Raw genomic sequence first — 20538 nt, forward strand, 5'->3', positions numbered from 1 at the left:
CTCGGACTCCACCGGCGGATCCGAGAGAGATCGCGACGTTATCCCTCGTAGGGCGGCGAGTGCGACTGAATGACCTCGGAAATCAGCCCCAGTTCGCCCCCGATCAGTACGAGGACGTCGTCGATCGTGAATATCCCAACAAGTTCGCCGTCCTCGGTGATCGGGATCCGACGGACCCCCGCCTCGCGGGCGGTCTGTAACCCCTCGTAGATCGTGGCGTCGCTCTCGACGGTGACCGGATCGTCCGTCATGACGTCGGCGACGGTCGCCGCCCGCGGGTCGTCGAACTCCCAGATCCCGACGCCGACGTCCCGATCGGTCACGATCCCAACCGGTTGGTCGCCCTCCGTGACGACCACGCTGCCGATGTGTTTGTCCCGCATCGTCGTTGCAACTTCCTCGATTCCGGCGTCCGGCGATACTGTGATTACGTCAGTTCGGGCGATGTATTGAACGGTCATGTGTTTGTATTTCGAGTGGTTTCGCGCGTTTTGTCAAAAATCGGTCGGATGTTCCCGTCGAGCGGTACCGCTACCGTTCCTCGAGCGGGACGAACTCCTGGCTCGTCGGGCCGACGTACCGCGCACGCGGCCGGATGAGTCGATTGTCCTCCACGTACTCGAGGATGTGGGCCATCCAGCCGCCGACGCGGCTCATCGCGAAGATCGGGGTATACAGGTCGATCGGAATGCCGAGCTGGTAGTAGACCGACCCCGAATAGAAGTCGACGTTCGGGGCGATGTTCTTCTCGGGCAACCCGATCTCATCTGTGAGGTAGCGCTCGACCGCGGTGGTGTAGTCGTGCCACTTCGTCTCGCCAGTGGATTCAGCCAGCAGCGCGCTCCGCTCCTCGAGGATCTTCGCGCGGGGGTCCTTGACGTTGTACACGCGGTGTCCCCAGCCGGGGATTCGACCGCCTTCCTCGAGGGTCTGTTCGACCCACTCGATCGGATCGAGACCGCTCTCGTCGAGGTCCATCAGGGTGTACATCACGTCCTGGTTGGCTCCGCCGTGCCAGTGGCCCGCAAGCGCGCCGATCCCGCCGGTGACCGCATTATAAACGTCCGCGTAGGTGCTGACGATCACCATCGTCGTGAACGTCGAGGCGTTCAACCCGTGGTCGGCGTGCAGCGTCAGCGCCATGTCGAACGTCTCGGCGGCGATCTCGTCGGGCTCCTCGCCGGTTAGCATGTACAGGAAGTTCTCGGCGTGACCGAGATCCGCACGCGGTTCGATCGGCTCCTCGCCGCGTCGGTAGCGATCGAACGCCGCCAGGACGGTCGGGATCTTGGCGGTGATCCGCCGGCCGTCCCTGGCCATCGCTGCCATGTCCTCGGGCTCTGCGTCGGGTTCCGGATCGTACGCCGACAGCATCGACACCCCCGTCCGGAGGGCTGCCATCGGATCCTCGTCCTGGCGGGCGAGTTCCGCCATGAGCTCCAGCACGCCGTCGCCGACGGGGCGCTCCTGGGCCATCGGCTCGACGAACGCCTCGAGTTCGTCGCGATCGGGAAGTTCACCGTGCCACAGCAGGTGGAGAACCTCCTCGAAACTCGCTCCCGTCGCGAGGTCTTCGATCTCGTATCCCCGGTATATGAGTCGACCGGCGTCGCCGTCGATGTCGCTCAACGATGAGCTGTCCACGACCACGCCTTCGAGTCCACGGTTCAGTTCCGGCCGCGTGATCTCTTGCAGGAGTTCCACCATACCTCACTGTTCGTAGACCCCCATGAAAATTCATACTACTTTTCCCGGCGCGTCGAAGCGGGGGTAGACCGGGGCAGGTTCCCGCGGGACGACGCTCGGGCCAAGGGTCGCTGTCTCCCGGTGTGAAACTACTAACAGTTACATTATAAGGAAAGTTCTAAGTACGTACCCAGATACGGTTGTATCATATACGATGCAACGCCGCGAGTTCATCGCAGCCGTCACCCTCGGAGCGTCGACAGCCACCGCCGGCTGCGTCACGAGCGGCAGCGAAGGGACCGGGGGACCCGCGGGACTCGATGGCGACACGCTCACGCTCACGACGACGACGAGTACATACGACACCGGACTCGTCGACGAACTCAACGCGAGCTTTCAGGAGCGCTTCGGCGCCACCGTCCACGCGATCGATCAGGGGACCGGCGCCGCGCTGGAAACGGGACGAAACGGCGACTGTGACGTCGTGTTGGTTCACGCGCGGGCGCTCGAGGACGAATTCCTGCGCGAGGGATACGGCGTGAACCGGCGGGACCTGATGTACAACGACTTCGTCGTCGTGGGCCCCGAAGCGGATCCGGCCGGCGTCGACGGCGCCGACGGCGTAATCGCGGCGTTCGAGGCGATCGCCGGTTCGGAGTCGACGTTCGTCTCCAGAGGCGACGACTCCGGAACCTACGCCAGGGAACAGACCATCTGGGAGGAATCGACCGCCCAGCCGGGTGGGGAGTGGTACCGAGAGGCCGGCGCTGGGATGGGCGAGGTGTTGACCCAGGCCGCCCAGTCCGGTGGCTACACACTGGCTGACCGCGGGACGTTCATCTCGATGCGGTCGCAGATCGAGCTCGGGATCCGGCTGCAGGGCCCCATCGAGGACGGCCCGGAACTGCTCTGGAACCGCTACGGGATCGTGGCGGTGAACCCCGCTGTCCACGATGGAGTCGCCTACGACCTCGCGATGGCGTACATCGGGTTCGTCACCTCGCCTGCGGGCCAGCGGATCATCGAGGAGTACACCGTCGACGGCGAGCGACTGTTCGTCCCCGAAGCGGTGTCGGCGGAACCGAACTTCCGACAGTACGTCCCCGAGGGCTGGGACCCCGAGGAGGAGTAACCGATGCCCGCACCGACGGCCGTGATGGTGGTGTCCCTGCTTTCGGTCGTACCGGACGCCAGCATCCTCGCCCTGCTCGTCGATTTTCCGTTCGACCGCAACTACCTGACGAGCATCGTCTACGTCTCGCTGTACGTGAGCCTCACCGCTGTCACGTTGAGCACGCTGTTCAGCCTCCCGATCGCAATGCTCGTCGGCTTCTCGGAGTTTCCCGGCAAGGGGTTCGTCGTAGCCCTGATAAACACCGGAATGGGCTTCCCCAGCGTCGTCGTCGGGCTCGTCGTACTGTTTGCGGTCTCGAGTCAGGGGCCGCTGGGCGCGTTCGATCTGGTGTTCACCAGGGAGGCGATGATCATCTCACAGTTCGTCCTCGCGGCGCCGGTGATCACGGGCGTGAGCCTCGCGGCGGTCACCAGCGTCCAGCAGGGCGTTCGGGACGCCGCCTACGCGATGGGCGGTACCCGGCTCGACGTGGCACTCGTCACAATCAAGGAGGCCCGATACGGGATCGCGACCGGCGTGCTCGCCGGGCTCGGGCGGGCGATAAGCGAGGTCGGGTCGGTGCTCATCGTCGGCGGGAACATCGTCACCGCCGACGGGACCTCGGTCACCCGGACGCTGACGACGGCGATCCAGCTCGAGGCCCGCCAGGGCCGCTTCGAGCTCGCCTTGCTCCTGGGAGGCGTGCTGGTCGCGCTCGTGCTGTTGATCAACGGCGTCGTGCTCCGCCTCGGAGGTGGACGAATATGAGCCACCAGCCGCCCGATGGCGAACCCAGAGCCGAAGCCGCCGGAATTGCGGCCGAACGTCTCCGTCACGGATTCGACGGGGAGGCCGTCCTGGAGGACGTCACCGTGACGGTGAAGCCGGGCGAGACCCTCGCGGTGATCGGCCCCTCCGGAACGGGGAAGACCACACTGTTGCGACTGCTCTCGCTGTTTTATCGCCCCGACGGGGGAACGGTCCGGATCGACGGAACCGACGTGTGGTCGCTCTCAAAGCGGGAGCGTCTCGAGGCCCGTCGGCGGGTGGGGATGGTCTTTCAGGAAGCGAACCTCTTCGACGCCTCGGTCCGTCGGAACGCCAGCTACGGGCTGCGCGTCCGACGGGACTGGCGGGGCCGCCTCTCGGCGTGGCTCGCGCGGCTCAACGGCGGGGGGAAGGCTGCAAAAGTGACCGACAAGCTCGAGATCGTCGGGCTCGAGGACGACGCAGGGCGGGACGCCGCGTCGCTTTCGGGCGGGGAGGCACAGCGGGTCGCGTTCGCTCGTGCGCTCGCGTACGATCCGGACTTCCTGCTGCTCGACGAGCCGACATCGGATCTCGATCCGCGGAATACGGCCGTGATCGAGGAAGCGATCGGGGCCGCCCGGTCCCGCGGGATCGGCGTCGCGATCGCCACCCACGACATGCACCAGGCCGAACGGATCGCAGACAGGGTGGCGGTGATGCTGGGGGGACGTCTCATCGAGGTCGGCCCGACCGACCAGGTCTTCTCCGACCCGACCGATCCGCGCGCACGGAAGTTCATCGAGGGCGAACTCGTGTACTGACCGGCCACATACCGATCACCGAACGAACTCACCAAACCGATCCACCGAACCACCCAACTCACACCATGAACCACGAACCGACCGGACGCGGACGGGCTGCCATCGTCGAAGGAGACGTCGAGTTCGGCGGCCGCGACGCGGAACTCCTCCGGGAGATTCACCGGACTGGATCCGTCGCCGCTGCCGCGACAGCGCTCGAACGCTCTCGTGCGCGGGCGCTCACCCGAATCGAAACGCTGGAGGGAGCGTTCGGACAGCTGGTCGAACGACGCCGCGGGGGATCGGGTGGCGGCGGCAGCCGGCTGACCGATGCCGGACGGAACCTGCTGGACCGGTACGACCGGCTCTCGGCGGCCGTTTCGGCGACGGCGGGCGTGCCGGAGACGGTGCTTTCCGGCGTCGTCCGCGATGTCGACGGCGAGATGGCGACGCTGGAGACGGACATCGGCCAGTTGCGGGGACTCCACGAAGGGGCGACCGCAGGGGACGAGGCCCACCTCCGGATCGGCGCGGACGCGGTGACGCTTCACGAGGCAGGGACGGTTCCGGAACCCGACGCCACCAGTGCCCGCAACCGCCTGGAGGGTGTCGTCTCCGGGGTCGACCGCGGAGAGACCGTCCTCACAGTCCGGATCGACGTCGGCGGAGCCACCTTCCGCGCTCTTCTCACGGAAGACAGCGCCCGCCGACTCGAGGTCGAAGCCGGCCCTGCGGTGGCGCTCACCTGGAAGGCAACCGCGACGCGGGTCGTCGAAGGGATCGCTGGATCCGCGAAGTAGCTGTCGTCGGAGACAGCGGGCTCGCGGGTGTGACACACAGCGAACTCACGACTGCGACACCTGTTCACGACCGTTGTAGACGGTTTCCCCGTCGACGACCGTCATCGTCACGTCGATCTCGCAGATCCGACCGGGCGATTCCCAGGGCGACTCGCCGAGGACCGTCAGATCCGCCCGCTTTCCGGGTTCGATCGTCCCCAGCCGGTCCTCGCCGAAACCGGCGTAGACGGCGCCGTAGGTGTACGCCCGGATCGCCGCAGTCACCGACAGCCGCTGTGGCTCGGCGGGCGCGTTCACCGCCCAGTGGATGCCCACGAGCGGCGACAGCGGCATTCCGTCGCTGCCGAACGCCAGCGGGGCACCCGCATCACGCAGTCTCGCGAGTCGGTTCGTCCGGGGGCGACGGTCGCCCAGCCGCGATTCGTAGAGGCCGCCGGGAACCGCCCACTTGTGGAAGTTGGGCTGGACGGACGCGACGACGCCAAGCTCGCCGAACCGCTCGATCGCCTCGTCGGTGGCAAGCTCGAGGTGTTCGATCCGATGTCGGGACCCCGCGGGATCCACCGTCCGCTCCTCGAAGACGTCCAGCGTCTCGTCGATCGCCTCGTCGCCGATGGCGTGAACCGTAAGCTGGAAGCCGAGGTCGTCGGCGCGGTCGACCAGCGACGAGAGCTCCTCGGGGGAAACGACCCACTGCCCGGTGCCGGCACCGTCGTCGTACGGCGCCGACAGCTTCGCGGTGCGGCCGCCGATCGAGCCGTCGGTGAACGTCTTGACTGCGCCGACCTGCACCCTGTCGCTGCCGTGGTTCGTCCGGAGCCCCAGCTCCGCGAGCGCGTCGAGGTGGTCAGCCCAGTAGTTGAGTCGCACCCGGATCGGAAGTTCGTCGTCGAGAGCCAGCTCCCGGTACACCTGGGGGGCGTACGACCGACGGACCATGTCGTGGACGCCGGTCAGACCGAGTCGAGCGGCGTGTTCGGTCGCCGCCGAAAGCAACCTCCGGGTCTCGTCGGGACCCGGCTCGATGGTGTCGTACACCGGATCGACCGCCTCCTCGACGAGCACGCCGGTCGGTTCCCCGCCTTCAGTTTCGACATCGTCGTCGGGCATCGCCGACCGGAGTCGGTCGAGAACGACCGAGTTGACCGAGGCGACGTGCATGTCCTCACGGAACGCCGCCACCGGCTGGGTATCCGAGACGGCGTCCAGTTCCTCGCGGGCGAGATACCGTGACTCGGCCCAACTAGATTCGTCGTAGCCGAACCCGAGCACCCAGTCGTCGCCGTCGACCGCCCGCTCACGCGCACGGAGCGCGTCGAGAGCGTCGCCGGGGCTTTCGGCGTCCGACAGATCCGCGTGGACGAGATACCGACCGGTGGTCGTCATGTGGGTGTGAGCGTCGACGAAGCCCGGAACGACGGTCGCGCCGTCGAGGTCGACGACGTCGGTGTGTGTTCCCACGAGGAACTCGACGTCGTAGGTCGTTCCGGTTCGGACGATCTCCCCGTTCCTGACCGCCAGCGCCTCCAGGGTGTCGGCGTCCGGGCCGGCGCGGATCCCGTCGTCGTCGACCGGGGTCGGAGCCGTCACGGCGAACGGGTGGATCTCGCCGTCCAGCAGCACGAGATCGGCAGCCTGTGTCATGCCTCCAAGCGGGACCGCCGGGTGGTTAATCGTTCGGGAACGTGGCCTTTTATACCCGCGGTGGCCACCTGCGGGTATGCGAATCGAGGAGGGCGGCGTCGAGATCGACGTGGCCGACGCCCGCGACGGCGCGAGCGACGGCACCGGAGACGGGGTGTTTTTCAACCCCGAACAGGAGCTCAACCGCGACGTGACCGTTGCGGTCCTCCGGGCGTACCGCGCGCGGGACGACCGCGTGGAGTCGTACCTCGACGCGATGACCGCATCCGGGATCCGGGGCGTTCGGGCGGCCGACGAGGGGTACGACGTCACCTGCTGTGACGTGGATCCCGATGCCGTCGACCTGGCGCGCGGGAACCTCGAACGGAACGGGCTGGCGGGGGAGGTCGTCCACCGGAACGTGAACGCGTTGCTTCACGACAGGAATCGGGTGTTCGACGTCGTCGACCTGGACCCGTACGGGACGCCGATCCCGTTCGTCGACGCTGCCTTCGCCAACACCCGAAACCTGGTGTGTGTGACCGCGACCGACACCGCCCCGCTGTGTGGCGCCCACCTCGAAAGCGGGATCCGAAAGTACGGTGCGGTCCCACGGAACACCGACTACCACCCGGAAATGGGCCTGCGAACGCTGCTTTCGGCACTCGTGCGGACCGCCGCCCGCTACGATCGGGCGGCGACGCCGATCTGTTCGCACGTCTCCCGTCATTACGCCCGGACGTATCTCGAACTCGAATCGGGCGCACGCGCGGCCGACACACGTCTCGAAGAGCTGGGTCACATCTATCACTGCGAGGACTGTCTCCACCGGGAGGCCGAGCGCGGCTTCCACGCCGACGCTCCCGACTCGTGTTCGATCTGTGGCGGCGATCGGATCCTCACGGCCGGCCCCCTGTGGCTCGGTTCGATCCGGGACGCCGAGTTCGTCGGGAACGTCCGCGATGCGATCACCGATGACATGGGGGAGGCGAAACGCGCGAGGAAGCTGCTCGAGACCGTCGCCACCGAACTCGAGACGCCGACCCACTACGACCAGCACCGGCTGTGCAAACAGTGGGGGCGACCGGCGATCGGAATGGACGAGTTCATTCGGCAACTCGAGAACGCGGGGTTCGAAGCGACGCGGGCCCACTACAGCGGGACGGCGTTCAAGACCGATGCGACGATCCCCGAGATGCGGGACGCGACCGGCGAGGACGATTGAACGTACGGCGGACGCGAACTGCTCAGTGTTCCCGCTGGCGAAGTTCCCGCAAAAGCGCCGCCGTCCCGTCCATGTATTCTTCGGATACCACCGTGTCGGCAGCACGCCGGGCCGCCTCGTCTGCGTTGCCGACGGCGTACGACTCGGCGACCAGTTCGAACGTCGAGACGTCGTTTTCCGAGTCGCCGATCGCGACGAACGACTCCGCCGGGATGCCGAGTCGATCGGCGATCACCGAAAGCCCCTCGCCCTTGGTCGGTCCCGGAGACTTGAGGTGATACGCGAACCCGGTGTCGACGACGACGAGTCCGAACTCGTCTGCAACCTCCCGGAGCAGCGCCTCGTCGGCAGACAGCGACAGTGCGACCTCGGTCTCGCGCCACCGGTTCACCGTGGACTCGGCCCCCCATTCGAGGGTTCCATCCCGATCGGCGTACGTCTCGAGGGCCCCCCACGCCGCCTCCCGGTCGCCCCGAAGGGTCGTCTCGCCGTCGACGTGGACGACCCCGCCGTTTTCGGCTATGATCCGTTCGGGGAGCCCGAGGAAGTGACACAGCGCGATCGGGTACGGAAACGCCTTCCCGGTGGCCAGCACGACCGGGGCATCCCACCCCGGAAGCAGTTCGAAGACGCGATGATCCAGCCGGCCAGTCGGCGTCGTGAGCGTTCCGTCGATGTCCAGCGCGAGCGGAACAGCCATGCCCGAACGGGTTGCGTTCCGGCACAAAAACACTCCCGATTCCGGCGTGACAGGCAAACAACCTATATAAACGACCCACGTGAACAACTATCATGGGCCGTTCGGCCCGCTGTGTCGTGCGTCCGGACGATCGCTACCAAAGGGCTTATATAGAATCACAAACAATCAGGGGACGACTATGTCTCAGCGACAGCGCATGGGCAATCAGCCCATGATCGTACTTTCAGAGGAGAGTCAACGGACGTCCGGCAAGGACGCCCAGACGATGAACATCACGGCCGGCAAAGCCGTCGCCGAATCCGTTCGGACGACGCTCGGCCCAAAAGGGATGGACAAGATGCTCGTCGATTCGACGGGCAGCGTCGTCGTCACGAACGACGGGGTCACCATCCTCAAGGAGATGGACATCGACCACCCCGCGGCGAACATGATCGTCGAGGTCGCCGAGACCCAGGAGGACGAGGTCGGCGACGGCACGACGTCGGCTGTCGTCGTGGCGGGTGAACTCCTCGATCAGGCCGAGGAGCTGCTCGACCAGGACATTCACGCGACGACGCTCGCCCAGGGATACCGCCAGGCCGCAGAGAAGGCCAAAGAGCTGCTCGAAGAGCAGGCCATCGACGTGAGCGAGGACGACCGCGAGGTGCTCGTCCAGCTCGCCGCCACCGCAATGACTGGCAAGGGCGCCGAGTCGGCCCGCGACCAGCTGGCCGAACTCGTCGTCGACGCCGTCAGTGCTGTCGCCGACGAGGACGACGTCGACATCGACAACGTCTCCGTCGAGAAGGTCGTCGGCGGCTCGATCGACAACTCCGAACTCGTCGAGGGCGTCATCGTCGACAAGGAACGCGTCGACGAGAACATGCCCTACGCCGTCGAGGACGCCAACGTCGCGCTGTTCGACGGGGCGATCGAGGTCAAGGAGACCGAAATCGACGCCGAGGTCAACGTCACCGATCCCGATCAGCTCCAGGAGTTCCTTGACCAGGAGGAAGAGCAGCTCCGCGAGTACGTCGACAAGCTGGTCGACGTCGGCACCGATGTCGTCTTCGTCGGCGACGGCATCGACGACATGGCCCAGCACTACCTCGCCCAGGAGGGCATCCTGGCGGTTCGCCGGGTCAAAAGCGACGACTTCCGCCGGCTGGCCCGCGCGACGGGCGGCCAGGTCGTCTCCAACCTCGATGACCTCGCCGAGGATGACCTCGGCTTCGCCGGCTCCGTCGCCCAGAAGGATATCGGCGGCGACGAGCGCATCTTCGTCGAAGACGTCGAGGAGGCCCGCTCCGTGACGCTGATCCTCCGGGGTGGCACCGAACACGTCGTCGACGAAGTCGAACGCGCGGTTATCGACAGCCTCGGTGTGGTGCGCACGACCCTCGAGGACGGGCAGGTGCTGCCCGGCGGTGGAGCCCCCGAAACCGGACTGGCGCTGGACCTGCGTGACTTCGCCGACTCCGTCGGCGGCCGCGAGCAGCTCGCCGTCGAGGCGTTCGCCGACGCGCTGGAGGTCATCCCGCGCACGCTCGCCGAGAACGCTGGCCTCGACCCGATCGACTCGCTTGTCGACCTGCGCTCCCGCCACGACGCTGGCGAAAGGGCGGCCGGACTGGACGCCTACACCGGCGGCGTCATCGACATGCAGGAGGAGGGCGTCGTCGAGCCCCTCCGCGTGAAGACCCAGGCGATCGAATCCGCCACCGAGGCGGCCGTGATGATCCTCCGGATCGACGACGTCATCGCCGCGGGCGACCTCCGCGCCTCCGGCGACGACGGCGGCGACGACGACATGCCCGCCGGCGGCGCCGGTGGCATGGGCGGTATGGGCGGCATGGGCGGTATGGGCGGCGCAATGTGAAGTCGGTCACCGCCTGACACCCACCCACAGACTGCCGAATCTCCGTTCGGCTGCCGAATCGCTGTCCGATCGCCGCTTCCGCTTTGACCTTCGTTTCTTTCGTCCCCGACCGACTATCGATCAGTTCGTCGTCGGTCCTCCGCAGGCAATTTCATCTGGTTGATGTTTTTATCCCCGCCGGTCCAACTGCTACGCATGGCCGAACACGGCACCTACCTCGTCGGCGATCGCGTGTTCCCGTATTACCGGTTCGGGAGCGGCGACGTTCCGCTCGTCGTACTCCCGGGAATAAGCGACGCACTCCGGCCGGAGGGCACCTCCACCGTCGCTGGCGCGTTGCTCCAGTACGGCACCTTCAGGGCGTACCGCGGGTACGACGTGTGGGTCGTCGGCCGACCGCACGATTTGCCGGGGGACGCGACCACCCAGTCGATGGCCGACGACTACGCCGCGCTGTTGGACCGGATCGGCGAGGCCCACGTGCTCGGCCTCTCGATGGGCGGGTTGATCGCCCAGCATCTCGCGGCGGACCATCCCGAACTGATCCGACGACTCGTCTTGGGGGTCGCAGGAGCGCAGGTCGGTCCCGAGGGACGGGAGACACTCGACCGCTGGGCGGCGTGGGGCGGGAAACATCGGTTCCGGGACGTGTACCTCGACGCCGTCGAAGTGTCGTACACCGGCTACCGGCGGCTACTGTACCCGCCGATCGTGAGGGCGGCGTCCCGACTGTTGCGCGAACCCGCAGCACCGGACGACTTCGTCGTCTCGTGTGCGGCGTGTCGCGATCACGACGGCAGTGAAGCGCTGTCGGAGATCGAGGCGCCGACGCTCGTGATCGGCGGGAGTCACGACCACTTCTTCCCCGAGGCGACCCTGCGTGAGACCGCAGCCGAGATCGACGGGGCGAAGCTGGCACTTTTGGGTGGAACCGGCCACGCGGCCTACGAGGAGCGGCGCGGCGACTGGGACGCGACCGTCACGGCGTTCCTCGCCGAGGAGTTGTGATCGGCGGTCAAAGATCCATCGCGAACCGGTCCCAGCAAATCCGTCCCGTGTCCACACGTTTACCTCGACACGATGTCACGTACACGGTATGGCACGAGAAGTCACACACACCGAAACCGGACCGCAGCGGCTCGACGAGGACGACATGGGCGACGACGGGGCGATCTTCGTCTGTCGATGCGGGCTCTCCGAGAACAAGCCGTTCTGTGACGGCTCACACAACGCGACGCGGGACGAGGAGGAGGACGCGGTGTACAAGTATGAAAACGACGACAGCGACGGTCCGCGACGGGAGATCGAAGAGATCGTGTTCCGCGACGGGGACTGAACCCAGCCGAACCGGTGGTGTTTATATAACTCCCATCTCGTCGAGCCGCTCTGGCAGATACGTGTCGGTCACGAAGTCGAGCCCGCGGGACGCGAGCGCCTGCTGTTCGGCCTTCTTGTCGATGTCGAGCTGGAGCTGAATCTGTTCTTCCCAGAACTCCGTCTGGAACCGCGGGTCCTCCAGTTCGGACTCCAGGGCGTTGACGTCCGAATCCGACAGCGGGTCGGTGGGGAGGTCGTACTCGACGATGTCCTCCGGTCGGATGCCGACGTAGTCCGCCTCCGGCGTCGCCAGGTACTCCGAGAGGTGCGCCGACTTGATCGACCCATACGCGACCGAGCCGTAGATCCGGTAGGACCACGGGTCGCCGTCGGTGAACACCAGCGCCGGGATCCCCTGCTCGTCGTGGAGCCGCTTTATGATGCGCCGGGTCGCCCGGGCGGGCTGGCCCTTCAGGTGGACGACCAGGCAGTTGTACTCCTCGTCGAAGCCGTTCTCGACCAGACGGTCCCGCATCCCGCCGGTTTCGACGGCCAGCATGAAGTCGACGTCGTGATCCAGGAACTCGATCGTGTCGGGGTTGTTCGGGATCTGGTACCCTCCCTCGCCGACATCCTTCTGACAGTGGATCTCCCGCTCCCCGCGGCGGGTCTGCTCGCGGAGCTCGAGGGGCCCCATCAGGGTCGCACCCGACTCCTCGGGCCGCATGTGGAAGTCCTCGCGTGTTACCCCCGAGACGATCTCGAGGTCCTCGACGAGCTGGTTCGACTCGTCCTGCCCGGAGAACTGCGCCTCCTCGTTGTCCCACGACTCCGAGAGGTAGTACAGTTCACGCAGGGTCGAGGAACGGTCCTCCTCGAGCTGGTTGGCGAGGAATTCGATGGTGTAGATGGCCTTCAGCAGCTTCCGGGCGCCGCGAACGGAGTTCGCAGAGCGCGTCGAGGTCCGGTCCCCGTACACCCACACGCCCTTCTCCTCGTCGTACTCGATGTTGCTCTTCGTCCGGGTGGGCAGCGTCATTTCGGGGATCTGCCCGCCGGCGAACTGGTCGTAAAACTCCGCGGCGAGGTCGATGAGTTCCTCGCGTGCGTCCGTGTTTGGGTCCTGTGTGCTCATGTGGATTCCTCCGTCGTTAGGCCTCGATCGTCAGTTTCTCGGCGTCGATCCCGTCGACGTTGATGTCGAAGGTCGCCTCCCCGTCGACATCGTAGCTGAGTCGGGCCTCCTCTCCGGCGGCGACCTCGACCGACCAGGTGAGGAAGTACTCCCCGTCGACCTCTACCGCCGACGCACCGTCGCCGATCGAGGAGGGCTCCCGGCTCACGATCTCGGTGATCTCGAGGTCCTCTCCCCGGTCGGAGTAGTTCTCGACGTGCAGCGTGACGCTGCCGTTCTCGACGGTCCGCTCGACGCTGACGTTGTTCATGATCCGCGCGAGCGCGCCGTCGATGTTGGGCGGTTCCCGGCCAGTCACCTCCGCGACCTTCTGTGCCATTTCAGGGAGGATCCGTCCGAGGACGTCCTGTTTTTCCCGCCGTTTTTGCATCGACCGCCGGCGGTTGAGATACGACTTCAGCTCCCGGGACGCCTCCCGGATCGCCAGTTCGATCTCGTCTTCGATCTCGGGGACGTTCGCGATCGCGTCCTTCGACTCGCTCGTAAACGGGACGTTCGTCGACGCGACGTGCACCATGATCACCGCCGGTCCGTTGGGAACGCCGCTGCCGCCCGGCTGGTCGAGCCCGTAGTTTCGCCAGCCGATCCGTTTCACGACGTCGGTGGTCGCACACGCCCCGCGCTGGTAGACCAGTGGCACCCGGTTGGCGAACCGGAGCACGTCCGCGTTCCCCTCCGCCGGCAGGTCGCCGCCGTAGGCGATGCCAGCCTCGACGATGAACGGGTCTCCACCGTGCACCTCGGCGTCGCGGGTCGCCGCCGCATAGAAGTCGGCGTCGAACTCCTTGCGAAGCCCCGCCTCGACGAGTTCGGCGGTGATCGGTGCCAGACAGTCCGTCGGTGGCGCGAGGATGTTCGTCTCCCGCATCCCCTCGAGCAGGTCTCGGACGGCGTTGCGATCGTCGGCCACCACGTTCACCTTCGGCGGATCGTCCGGGACGGTTACCATCGTCGACCACAGCTTCTCGGTGACGTTCTCGCGGGCGGTGTCGCCGACCGTAGCGCCGTCGTACTCGATCGTCGCCTCGGCCGCGTCGTCGACGTACTTCCGGAGCTCCTTGCGGGTGACACGGTGTCGATCGTTGCCCGACGCGAACTTCCGGGCGATCCGCCGGGAAAGCGCCTCCACGGTGGCGTCGTCCTTCCGCTTGCTCGTCGCCTCGTCAAGCAGGGCGTACAGGTCGGCTGTCAGCCGACTCCGGTCCGTCTCCTCGACCGTGGCGCCGTCCTTTCGGTTGCCGGCGCTTGCGTCCGCCCGGTCGGCCTCGTCGGCGTCCGGATCGTCGATCCCCTCCTCGACGATTTCGCCCCAGGCCGCATCGAGCGCCTTTTCTCGAACCGTTTCGCCGAACGTCTTCCCGGTCTCCTCCTCGATGGCGTCGGCCGCCTCCTCGATCAGTTCTCGAAGCTGGAAGTGCGTCACGCGGTCGCGGTCGGCCAGCGTCTCTGTGACCCGCGCGGCGAACGCGGCGGTCGCCTCCTTCCCCTTGTTGACGACCGCCGCCTCGAGGGCTCCCTCGACATCGGCGTCCTCGTGGGGCCGGGGCGGCGTCCAGGACATCTCCCGGCCGAAGTGGCGATCCCGGAACGCGGCCACGATGCTGTCTGTCGTCTTGCCGCCCACTCTAGTGAACTCGGACTGGAGGAATCCCGACACGGAGTATGAGTCGGTCGCCTCCAGCATCTTGATGAGCGTCCCGAGCTCGACGCCGTGTGGGTGTGGACGGATCTCCTTTGTTTCGGCGGGCAGCTGATCGGTGGCGCGCTCGAACTTCAATGGCTCGTCGAGTTTGGGCTCACGGAGTTCGATTCGGGCGTGGGGGTTGACCACCGCAGTGTGTTTGATGTACTGGTGGAGCTGCGACCGGGCGCGCATGTTCGCCTCCATCTCGAGTTCGATTCGGGTCCCGTGAGGGCGGTCCCAGCTGGTCGGACGCGCCTCCTTGATCTCCGGCTCGTTGTCGTCGGTGTCGATGATCAACTCGACGTACTCGGCCTCCGAGGCTCCCTTGGGCCGGGAGGTGATCTTCGCGGGTTCGCCGGAGGTGAGCTGGGAGTACAGGACGGCCGCGGAGATTCCGATCCCCTGTTGACCGCGGCTGTTCTTGACGCTGACTGCACCCTCGTTGACCACGACGAAGTTCTCGTCGTACCCCGTCGCACCCGGAACCGAGATGTCGTACACGTACTCCGGCGGCTCGGTCTCTGTTATCTCCCGTACCGGAAGGAGGTACATGTCGGTGTCAGTAAGGCCCTGGAGGTTCTTGACGGCCTCCCATAGCTCCTCAAGTTGGGAGGTCGGTCGGTGCTCCTCATCCAGGAGCCCCATTTCGATCAGGTTGCTCACGTACCGGGGTTTCTCGACGTACTCCCCATCGAGAGCGCGTTCGATGAGCGACTGATATACCGCTGCGTGCTCGACGCTCGACCCGACTCCTGCGCCGAGCAGCAGCCCCGGAATCGTGTCCGGTACCGTCTTGGCGGGAACGTGCCCGACCTGCACGGATTCGAGAAGGGACGTCGGGACCCGCTTGTATCCCTGTTCGCCGGCTTCTGTCGTTCTCTCGAACACGTCCGCCAGTTCGGCGTCTTCTCCGTACACCTTGGTTCGATATCGGGTTGCCAACTCGTCCGTGTACCCGGACGTTCCGTTCTGCGTTTCCGTGCTCGCGAGTATCCCTTGCATGTTCCACAGGACAGAGAGCTGGCGTGCAAGCGTCTCACTCGTGGTCGTGTGGGAAAGTTCGTTCGAGGGGTGACTGTCGGAGCCGTCGCCCTGATAGAGCGCTGCAATAAACCGTCGCTGTAGCGAGGGGGACACTCGGAAGATGAACTCGGGAATGTGTTTGTTCTTCGCCGAGTCGCCACAGACCGATTCGAGGAAGAGGGCAAGTGGGGACCCGAACGCCTTGACTCGCGTTGAGTTCCGCTCGCGTTCGACAGTTGTCGTGGACCCTCCGACCGTTGCGACGGCCCGTTCGGTTGCCTCGATTAGTTCGGATTCGTGTGTACCGAAGGTGAATCCGACCTGCCGGTCCCCGGCGTGTCCCTCAGAAATGTAGTAGGCGAGCAACTCGACGAACGGCTCGTCGATGGGAACGGTGACGGGAATTCTCGTCTCCTCGCCGCCGACCTTGTACGTTCGCAGTTCGCAGTCGGCAGCTTTCTGTTCCCACCCGAGATCCAGTACCGTCTCTACCGGTAGGTACCCCTTCTCGAGATAGTTGTTTTTCAGACTATCCCGGAGGATCTCGACTCCGTCGTAGCGATAGTAGTACCTCTTCCTCGAGCTATCGTCCTTCGGCTTTTTCCGGATTTTCTCATCCGTTTCGAGCTCGGCGAGTTCCTCCCTGTCGAATCCGTAGACGTAGAGCCGTCGCCCCTCCAGTTTCTCGCGATCGATGTGTTCGAGCAGGTTGACCTCCTCCACCGTTTCGTCGAATCCGGGGAGTTTGCGGGGCGTAAGCAGCGCGTCGCCGGGCTCCAAGTCGCCGGCGTCGACCTCAGTCGTCTCACCCTCTTTCGTGACGCTGAACAGACTGTGGTTCCCGGTTACCTCGACGGTGCGTCCCTTCTCGAGCGTAATCTCGTAGGTCGGCTCGTCGGTCTCGTGGCGGATCGCGTGGGTCACCGGTTGCCACGTCAGCTCGTGGGTTTCCCGGTCGAAGGAGGGTACCTCGATGTCGTCGGGAACCGGCGCCGTCCCTTCACCCTCCGGCTGCAGATAGGCGTCACACAGCACGCCGATCGAGACGAACTCCACGTCCCCGTTGCGCCGGATCAAGATCTTCTGATCAGGTGTCAGCGACTGCTCACGCTTGTGGAACCTGGAGCCGTACAGGAGTTTTCCGAACACCTTCGGCACCTCCTCTTTCGTGATACCGGGGCCGTTGTCTTCGATCACGAGCCGGTAGTAGTCGCCCGCTTCCTCGATTTCGACGTAGATGTCGGGGAGGATTCCCGCCTCCTCGGTGGCGTCGAGCGAGTTGTGACACGCCAGCGGCGACGTCCCGGCCATGAAGTTCTCGTCGCCAGGAACCGAGACGTCGTACACCCACTCGCCGTCGTAGTCGATCCGCTCGATCCGGGTGACCGGCAGAGCGGTCAGGTCGCTGGCTGCGATCTCTTTTCCCTCGCTTCGGAACTCGACCCGTCCCCCGTCAGCCAGCGCCAGCGCGTGGCTGGTATCGACTCGGGTCTGTCGACCGTCGAGATTGTACGCCAGTTTCGCGTCGTCGACGGTGTCGAGGATCTCGTCCGCCGGGAGTTTCCGCTTCGATATCGACGACTGGTTCGTGCGTACGTATAGCAGATGTGATTCGCCGAACTCGGTTTCGGACCCTTCGAGTTGCCGTGTTTCGCCTTCCTGTAACTCCCGCGTGACGTCGTACCCGATCGAGGAACAGAGGTAGCTAAAACCGGAGGCGAGTTCGTCGGAGGCGGTCGCAAACGTGATCCGATCGGGAGCGACGTCGGAGATACCCTCGCCCGAACGGAGCGTACGGATCAACGCCGACGTCGGATATCCATCACCGGAGCCGTAGCCCAACACGAACCGCTCCCGAATCTCGTGGGGGAAATCGAAGACGAACCGCGGGATCCGTTTGTTTCGGGCACCATCTCCGACGTCGAAGACGTCCGACAGCAGCAGCCCGACCATCTTCGAGGAGATCGTCACGTTCCGGGCAGTCTCGTGAGCGTCGGCGACGGTCGGGGAAACCCCGAACACGGATTCGACGAGTGAACTCGCGTATTCGATCAGTTCGGTTTCGTGGGCACCGAGCGACAAGTAGACCTTTTCGTGGCCCGAGTCACTTCCCGTAGTACATCCCTCGGCGGTGTACAGTCCGAGGAACTCACCGAGTTCCGCAGTTACGGGAAGAACAGCCGGGACGTGATGCTTGCCGAACCGGTAGCCGATCTCACAGTCCTCGTACTCTTCGATGTCGAGATCCAGTTCTCGAACGATGTGGAAGGGGAGCCGATCACACTTCCGGAAATCGCTCATCCGATACTGTGCGACTGCCTGCTCTCTGATCTCGTTTTCGTACTGATCGAGGAGGTGATCGACGCCGTAGAGTCCGATCGGCTCCGTCTTTTCGTCCGGAAGCGAGCAGAGCTCCGACACCACGTCGATCCGTTCCCGGGAGTTTGTCCCCCACTCGGTATCGGGCAGCACAACGTAATCCCCCTCCTCGATACTGCTCGTTTCGACGGAGATGATCTCCCCGTCACGGAGGACGAACACGCTGTGGTAATCCGTGAGTTCGACTTCCCGGCCGCCTTCGACGGTGAGACGATAGATGTCGCTGTTGACCCGATGTCTGAAGACGGAGCTTATCCGTCGGAAGTCCAGATCGTATCCGTCGTCGAACGACAGCGCGTCCATGTCGTCGACGCGGAGCTTCTCCAGGTCGCCGCCACGTTTTCGCTGGACTGCTGCTTCGTTCGATTCGATCAGCTGGTCGATCGTCCGCCCGATCGGTTCGTGTTTCGTCTCCCCGTTCGAGCGATAGACGAACGGGGTCGACCAGGTGAGCGAGTTGTCCACCCCTTCCTTTACCGCTGTAACAAGTCCCCGGGCACCTGAATCGAACCCGAGCATGTGCTTGTTCTTCTCGAAGAACTCGGCGATGGAGATCTGCCGCTGCCCCTCGGCCAGCTCCTCGGCAATCCCGGGGTCCTCGCCGAGCGACGACTGGAAGGACGTCATTCGTGTGCCCGCCTGTTCCCCGCCGGCACGTAAAACCTCTCCGCCATCTCGGTGAAAGTGAACGGAACCGTCGGACGGCTGCCGGCCGATCCACCACGATCGTGCTGTCGACGTCACAATACGACCACTGTGTCGACGACGACGATCACCGCGAAGCCGACGAGGAACGCGGCGGTCGCGGCGTCGGCATAGCCGTGGCCGTGGCTCGACGGCACCATCTCCCGGAAGACCACCGCGAGCATCGCGCCGGCGGCGACCCCGGCAGCGAAGGCGAACCCGTCCGGGACGTTCTGGATCGCGATCACGATCGCGAGCACCAGGGCGACCTCCTCGAGCCCGGAGGCGTAGCCGACACCGATCGCCAGTCCCTCCGGGGCGTTGTGCATCGTGATCGCCGCGCCGACGAGCATCGCCCGCCGGATCGTCGGCGTCAATGACGCCTCCTCGTCGACACCGCCCTCGCCGACGAGCCCGCGGTACTGCGCGTGAAAGTGGGGGATCAATCGGTTGGCGACCAGCAGAAACCCTCCCCCGGCGAACACCCCGGCGACGACGACCGCCAGTGATCCCTCCTCCATGCCGGGGAGAATGAGACCGAAGACGCTGGCGGCGACCATGACTCCGGCGGCGAGCCCCAGCGCGGCGTCGTAGGTCCGATGGCTGACGTCAGTCCGAAAGAAGACCGGAAGGGCCCCCACCCCCGTCGCCGCGCCGGCGACGAACGTCACGACGACCACCGTTGTGAGATCCGTCATTCGAGTCAGTTGCGGGTTTCGTTTTCAATCATATAAAAGGCAACAGCGTTTTCTCCCGGGGCTTCCTCGCAGACGACATGACCGAAAACGTCGACTCCGACGGCGTCGACACCGAGGCTGTGGACTCCAGCGGCGGTGACACCGAGGACGACACCGAGGCCGTCACGCCCGACGAGATGGATCTCCCGCCGGAGTCCGGCGAGGGTGGCGGCGGCCGAGAGTACAATCCCGAAGCGGAACACGACTTCCCGGACGAAAAGCTCAATCGTGTCCTGAAGGCGGTCGAGTCGGATCCGGAGATCCGAACGTACCTCCGGGCACAGAACATCAATCCGGTCGACCGGATGGGGTACAACGACCACGGGAAAAAGCACGTCGAGATCGTCCGCAACCGGGCGCTCAGGCTGTACGACCTGCTCAAACGTGGCGACGTGGAGTTCAACGGCGCCCGCGATCAGGGGCTCGAGGAGGCCGACGAGGCGGTGATCATCGCGCTGGCGGCGACACTGCACGACATCGGCCACGTGGTCCACCGGGACGAACACGTGTACTACTCGATTCCGCTCGCAGCCGACGTCCTCGATCGACTGTTGCCGGATTTTTACGGGCCCGAGGAGGCAGTCAAAGTGAAATCGGAGACGCTGCACGCGATCCTCTGTCACCACACTGCAGAAGAACCACTCACCCGGGAAGCCGGGATCATTCGGGTGGCGGATGGCCTCGACATGGAGCGCGGTCGCTCTCGGGCGCCCTACGAACAGGGTGGTCGCGGGATCAACACGCTCTCCTCGCAGGCCATCCAGTCGGTTCGGCTGGAAGAGGGCGAAACGACGCCCGTGTACGTCGAGATCGAAATGACGAACGCGGCGGGGGTCTATCAGGTCGACAATCTCCTGAAAGCGAAGCTGCAGGGCTCACTTCTGGAGGACCTCGTCCGTATCATCGCGATAAACACCAAGCGAGAGGACCGACTCGTCGAGCGGATCGAACTGTAGCCTCCGC

General features: G+C 65.3%; 15 protein-coding genes and 2 pseudogenes. 9 read left to right on the forward strand and 8 right to left on the reverse strand.

The genetic code is table 11. The annotated features are described in order from the left end of the window. Positions 1–38: 38 nt before the first annotated feature. Positions 39–461, reverse strand: coding sequence for a CBS domain-containing protein (locus AArcSl_RS03550; RefSeq protein ID WP_119815134.1), 423 nt, complete (start codon positions 459–461; stop codon positions 39–41). Positions 462–531: 70 nt separating this feature from the next. After that, positions 532–1707 (reverse strand): citrate synthase, encoded by a 1176-nt coding sequence (gene citZ / locus AArcSl_RS03555; RefSeq protein ID WP_119815137.1) that lies wholly within the window; start codon positions 1705–1707, stop codon positions 532–534. Between the two features lie 193 nt (positions 1708–1900). On the opposite strand from citZ, the gene AArcSl_RS03560 reads away from it, so the two are divergent. The 4 genes from AArcSl_RS03560 to AArcSl_RS03575 all read left to right on the forward strand — a co-directional run bounded on the left by AArcSl_RS03560 (position 1901) and on the right by AArcSl_RS03575 (position 5150). Further along, complete coding sequence (locus AArcSl_RS03560) at positions 1901–2818, forward strand: substrate-binding domain-containing protein (protein WP_119815140.1); 918 nt, start codon at positions 1901–1903, stop codon at positions 2816–2818. A gap of 24 nt (positions 2819–2842) precedes the next feature. Then, the gene (locus AArcSl_RS03565) at positions 2843–3568 is read left to right on the forward strand and encodes an ABC transporter permease (protein ID WP_119821696.1); all 726 of its coding nucleotides are present in this window, start codon (positions 2843–2845) and stop codon (positions 3566–3568) included. Continuing rightward, positions 3565–4371, forward strand: a complete 807-nt coding sequence (locus tag AArcSl_RS03570; RefSeq protein WP_119815143.1) for an ABC transporter ATP-binding protein — start codon at positions 3565–3567, stop codon at positions 4369–4371. Before AArcSl_RS03565 ends, AArcSl_RS03570 begins: the two co-directional genes overlap by 4 nt. 65 nt (positions 4372–4436) lie before the next feature. Continuing rightward, complete coding sequence (locus AArcSl_RS03575; RefSeq protein WP_119815146.1) at positions 4437–5150, forward strand: TOBE domain-containing protein; 714 nt, start codon at positions 4437–4439, stop codon at positions 5148–5150. Between the two features lie 45 nt (positions 5151–5195). Here AArcSl_RS03575 and AArcSl_RS03580 read toward each other — a convergent pair whose 3' ends face one another. Next, a complete protein-coding gene (locus tag AArcSl_RS03580) occupies positions 5196–6794 on the reverse strand; it encodes an amidohydrolase (protein ID WP_119815150.1) in 1599 nt (532 codons plus the stop codon). A 76-nt stretch (positions 6795–6870) separates the two neighbouring features. On the opposite strand from AArcSl_RS03580, the gene AArcSl_RS03585 reads away from it, so the two are divergent. Next, positions 6871–7998 carry a tRNA (guanine(26)-N(2))-dimethyltransferase gene (locus AArcSl_RS03585; RefSeq protein ID WP_119815153.1) on the forward strand — a complete coding sequence of 376 codons (1128 nt, stop codon included), beginning with the start codon at positions 6871–6873 and terminating at the stop codon, positions 7996–7998. A gap of 22 nt (positions 7999–8020) precedes the next feature. Here the strand turns inward: AArcSl_RS03585 and AArcSl_RS03590 are convergent, their stop codons facing one another. Continuing rightward, positions 8021–8698: an HAD-IIB family hydrolase gene (locus AArcSl_RS03590; RefSeq protein WP_119815156.1), complete on the reverse strand. Its 678-nt coding sequence runs from the start codon at positions 8696–8698 to the stop codon at positions 8021–8023. A gap of 211 nt (positions 8699–8909) precedes the next feature. Here AArcSl_RS03590 and thsA point away from each other — a divergent pair, with 211 nt between their 5' ends. The 3 genes from thsA to AArcSl_RS03605 all read left to right on the forward strand — a co-directional run bounded on the left by thsA (position 8910) and on the right by AArcSl_RS03605 (position 11892). After that, the gene (thsA, locus tag AArcSl_RS03595; protein ID WP_119815159.1) at positions 8910–10556 is read left to right on the forward strand and encodes a thermosome subunit alpha; all 1647 of its coding nucleotides are present in this window, start codon (positions 8910–8912) and stop codon (positions 10554–10556) included. A gap of 195 nt (positions 10557–10751) precedes the next feature. Then, positions 10752–11564 (forward strand): alpha/beta fold hydrolase, encoded by an 813-nt coding sequence (locus AArcSl_RS03600; RefSeq protein ID WP_161945906.1) that lies wholly within the window; start codon positions 10752–10754, stop codon positions 11562–11564. A gap of 88 nt (positions 11565–11652) precedes the next feature. Continuing rightward, positions 11653–11892 (forward strand): CDGSH iron-sulfur domain-containing protein, encoded by a 240-nt coding sequence (locus AArcSl_RS03605; RefSeq protein WP_119815165.1) that lies wholly within the window; start codon positions 11653–11655, stop codon positions 11890–11892. A 21-nt stretch (positions 11893–11913) separates the two neighbouring features. Here the strand turns inward: AArcSl_RS03605 and AArcSl_RS03610 are convergent, their stop codons facing one another. The 4 genes and pseudogenes from AArcSl_RS03610 to AArcSl_RS03620 all read right to left on the reverse strand — a co-directional run bounded on the left by AArcSl_RS03610 (position 11914) and on the right by AArcSl_RS03620 (position 19536). Then, the gene (locus AArcSl_RS03610) at positions 11914–13008 is read right to left on the reverse strand and encodes a DNA topoisomerase IV subunit A (protein ID WP_119815168.1); all 1095 of its coding nucleotides are present in this window, start codon (positions 13006–13008) and stop codon (positions 11914–11916) included. A 16-nt stretch (positions 13009–13024) separates the two neighbouring features. Next, positions 13025–17065 (reverse strand): annotated as a pseudogene (locus AArcSl_RS03615) (LAGLIDADG family homing endonuclease); the annotation flags it as partial. Beyond that, a pseudogene (locus AArcSl_RS17740) lies at positions 17060–18781 on the reverse strand (hypothetical protein); the annotation flags it as partial. The pseudogenes AArcSl_RS17740 and AArcSl_RS03615, both read right to left, overlap by 6 nt. A gap of 113 nt (positions 18782–18894) precedes the next feature. Then, positions 18895–19536: a ZIP family metal transporter gene (locus AArcSl_RS03620; protein WP_119815171.1), complete on the reverse strand. Its 642-nt coding sequence runs from the start codon at positions 19534–19536 to the stop codon at positions 18895–18897. A gap of 176 nt (positions 19537–19712) precedes the next feature. On the opposite strand from AArcSl_RS03620, the gene AArcSl_RS03625 reads away from it, so the two are divergent. After that, entirely contained in the window at positions 19713–20531 is an 819-nt protein-coding gene (locus tag AArcSl_RS03625) for an HD domain-containing protein (RefSeq protein WP_245883405.1), read from the forward strand. Positions 20532–20538 lie beyond the last annotated feature (7 nt).

It is taken from the genome of Halalkaliarchaeum desulfuricum, from assembly GCF_002952775.1.
Lineage (GTDB): Archaea > Halobacteriota > Halobacteria > Halobacteriales > Haloferacaceae > Halalkaliarchaeum > Halalkaliarchaeum desulfuricum.

Bases quoted from the DNA above. Each gene is read 5' to 3' on its own strand.
- AArcSl_RS03600 (WP_161945906.1), top strand. From the start codon at position 10,752: ATGGCCGAACACGGCACCTACCTCGTCGGCGATCGCGTGTTCCCGTAT.
- AArcSl_RS03565 (WP_119821696.1), top strand. From the start codon at position 2,843: ATGGTGGTGTCCCTGCTTTCGGTCGTACCGGACGCCAGCATCCTCGCC.
- AArcSl_RS03605 (WP_119815165.1), top strand. From the start codon at position 11,653: ATGGCACGAGAAGTCACACACACCGAAACCGGACCGCAGCGGCTCGAC.
- AArcSl_RS03560 (WP_119815140.1), top strand. From the start codon at position 1,901: ATGCAACGCCGCGAGTTCATCGCAGCCGTCACCCTCGGAGCGTCGACA.
- citZ (WP_119815137.1), bottom strand. From the start codon at position 1,707: ATGGTGGAACTCCTGCAAGAGATCACGCGGCCGGAACTGAACCGTGGA.
- AArcSl_RS03580 (WP_119815150.1), bottom strand. From the start codon at position 6,794: ATGACACAGGCTGCCGATCTCGTGCTGCTGGACGGCGAGATCCACCCG.
- AArcSl_RS03585 (WP_119815153.1), top strand. From the start codon at position 6,871: ATGCGAATCGAGGAGGGCGGCGTCGAGATCGACGTGGCCGACGCCCGC.
- AArcSl_RS03620 (WP_119815171.1), bottom strand. From the start codon at position 19,536: ATGACGGATCTCACAACGGTGGTCGTCGTGACGTTCGTCGCCGGCGCG.
- AArcSl_RS03590 (WP_119815156.1), bottom strand. From the start codon at position 8,698: ATGGCTGTTCCGCTCGCGCTGGACATCGACGGAACGCTCACGACGCCG.
- AArcSl_RS03550 (WP_119815134.1), bottom strand. From the start codon at position 461: ATGACCGTTCAATACATCGCCCGAACTGACGTAATCACAGTATCGCCG.
- thsA (WP_119815159.1), top strand. From the start codon at position 8,910: ATGATCGTACTTTCAGAGGAGAGTCAACGGACGTCCGGCAAGGACGCC.
- AArcSl_RS03625 (WP_245883405.1), top strand. From the start codon at position 19,713: ATGGATCTCCCGCCGGAGTCCGGCGAGGGTGGCGGCGGCCGAGAGTAC.
- AArcSl_RS03575 (WP_119815146.1), top strand. From the start codon at position 4,437: ATGAACCACGAACCGACCGGACGCGGACGGGCTGCCATCGTCGAAGGA.
- AArcSl_RS03570 (WP_119815143.1), top strand. From the start codon at position 3,565: ATGAGCCACCAGCCGCCCGATGGCGAACCCAGAGCCGAAGCCGCCGGA.
- AArcSl_RS03610 (WP_119815168.1), bottom strand. From the start codon at position 13,008: ATGAGCACACAGGACCCAAACACGGACGCACGCGAGGAACTCATCGAC.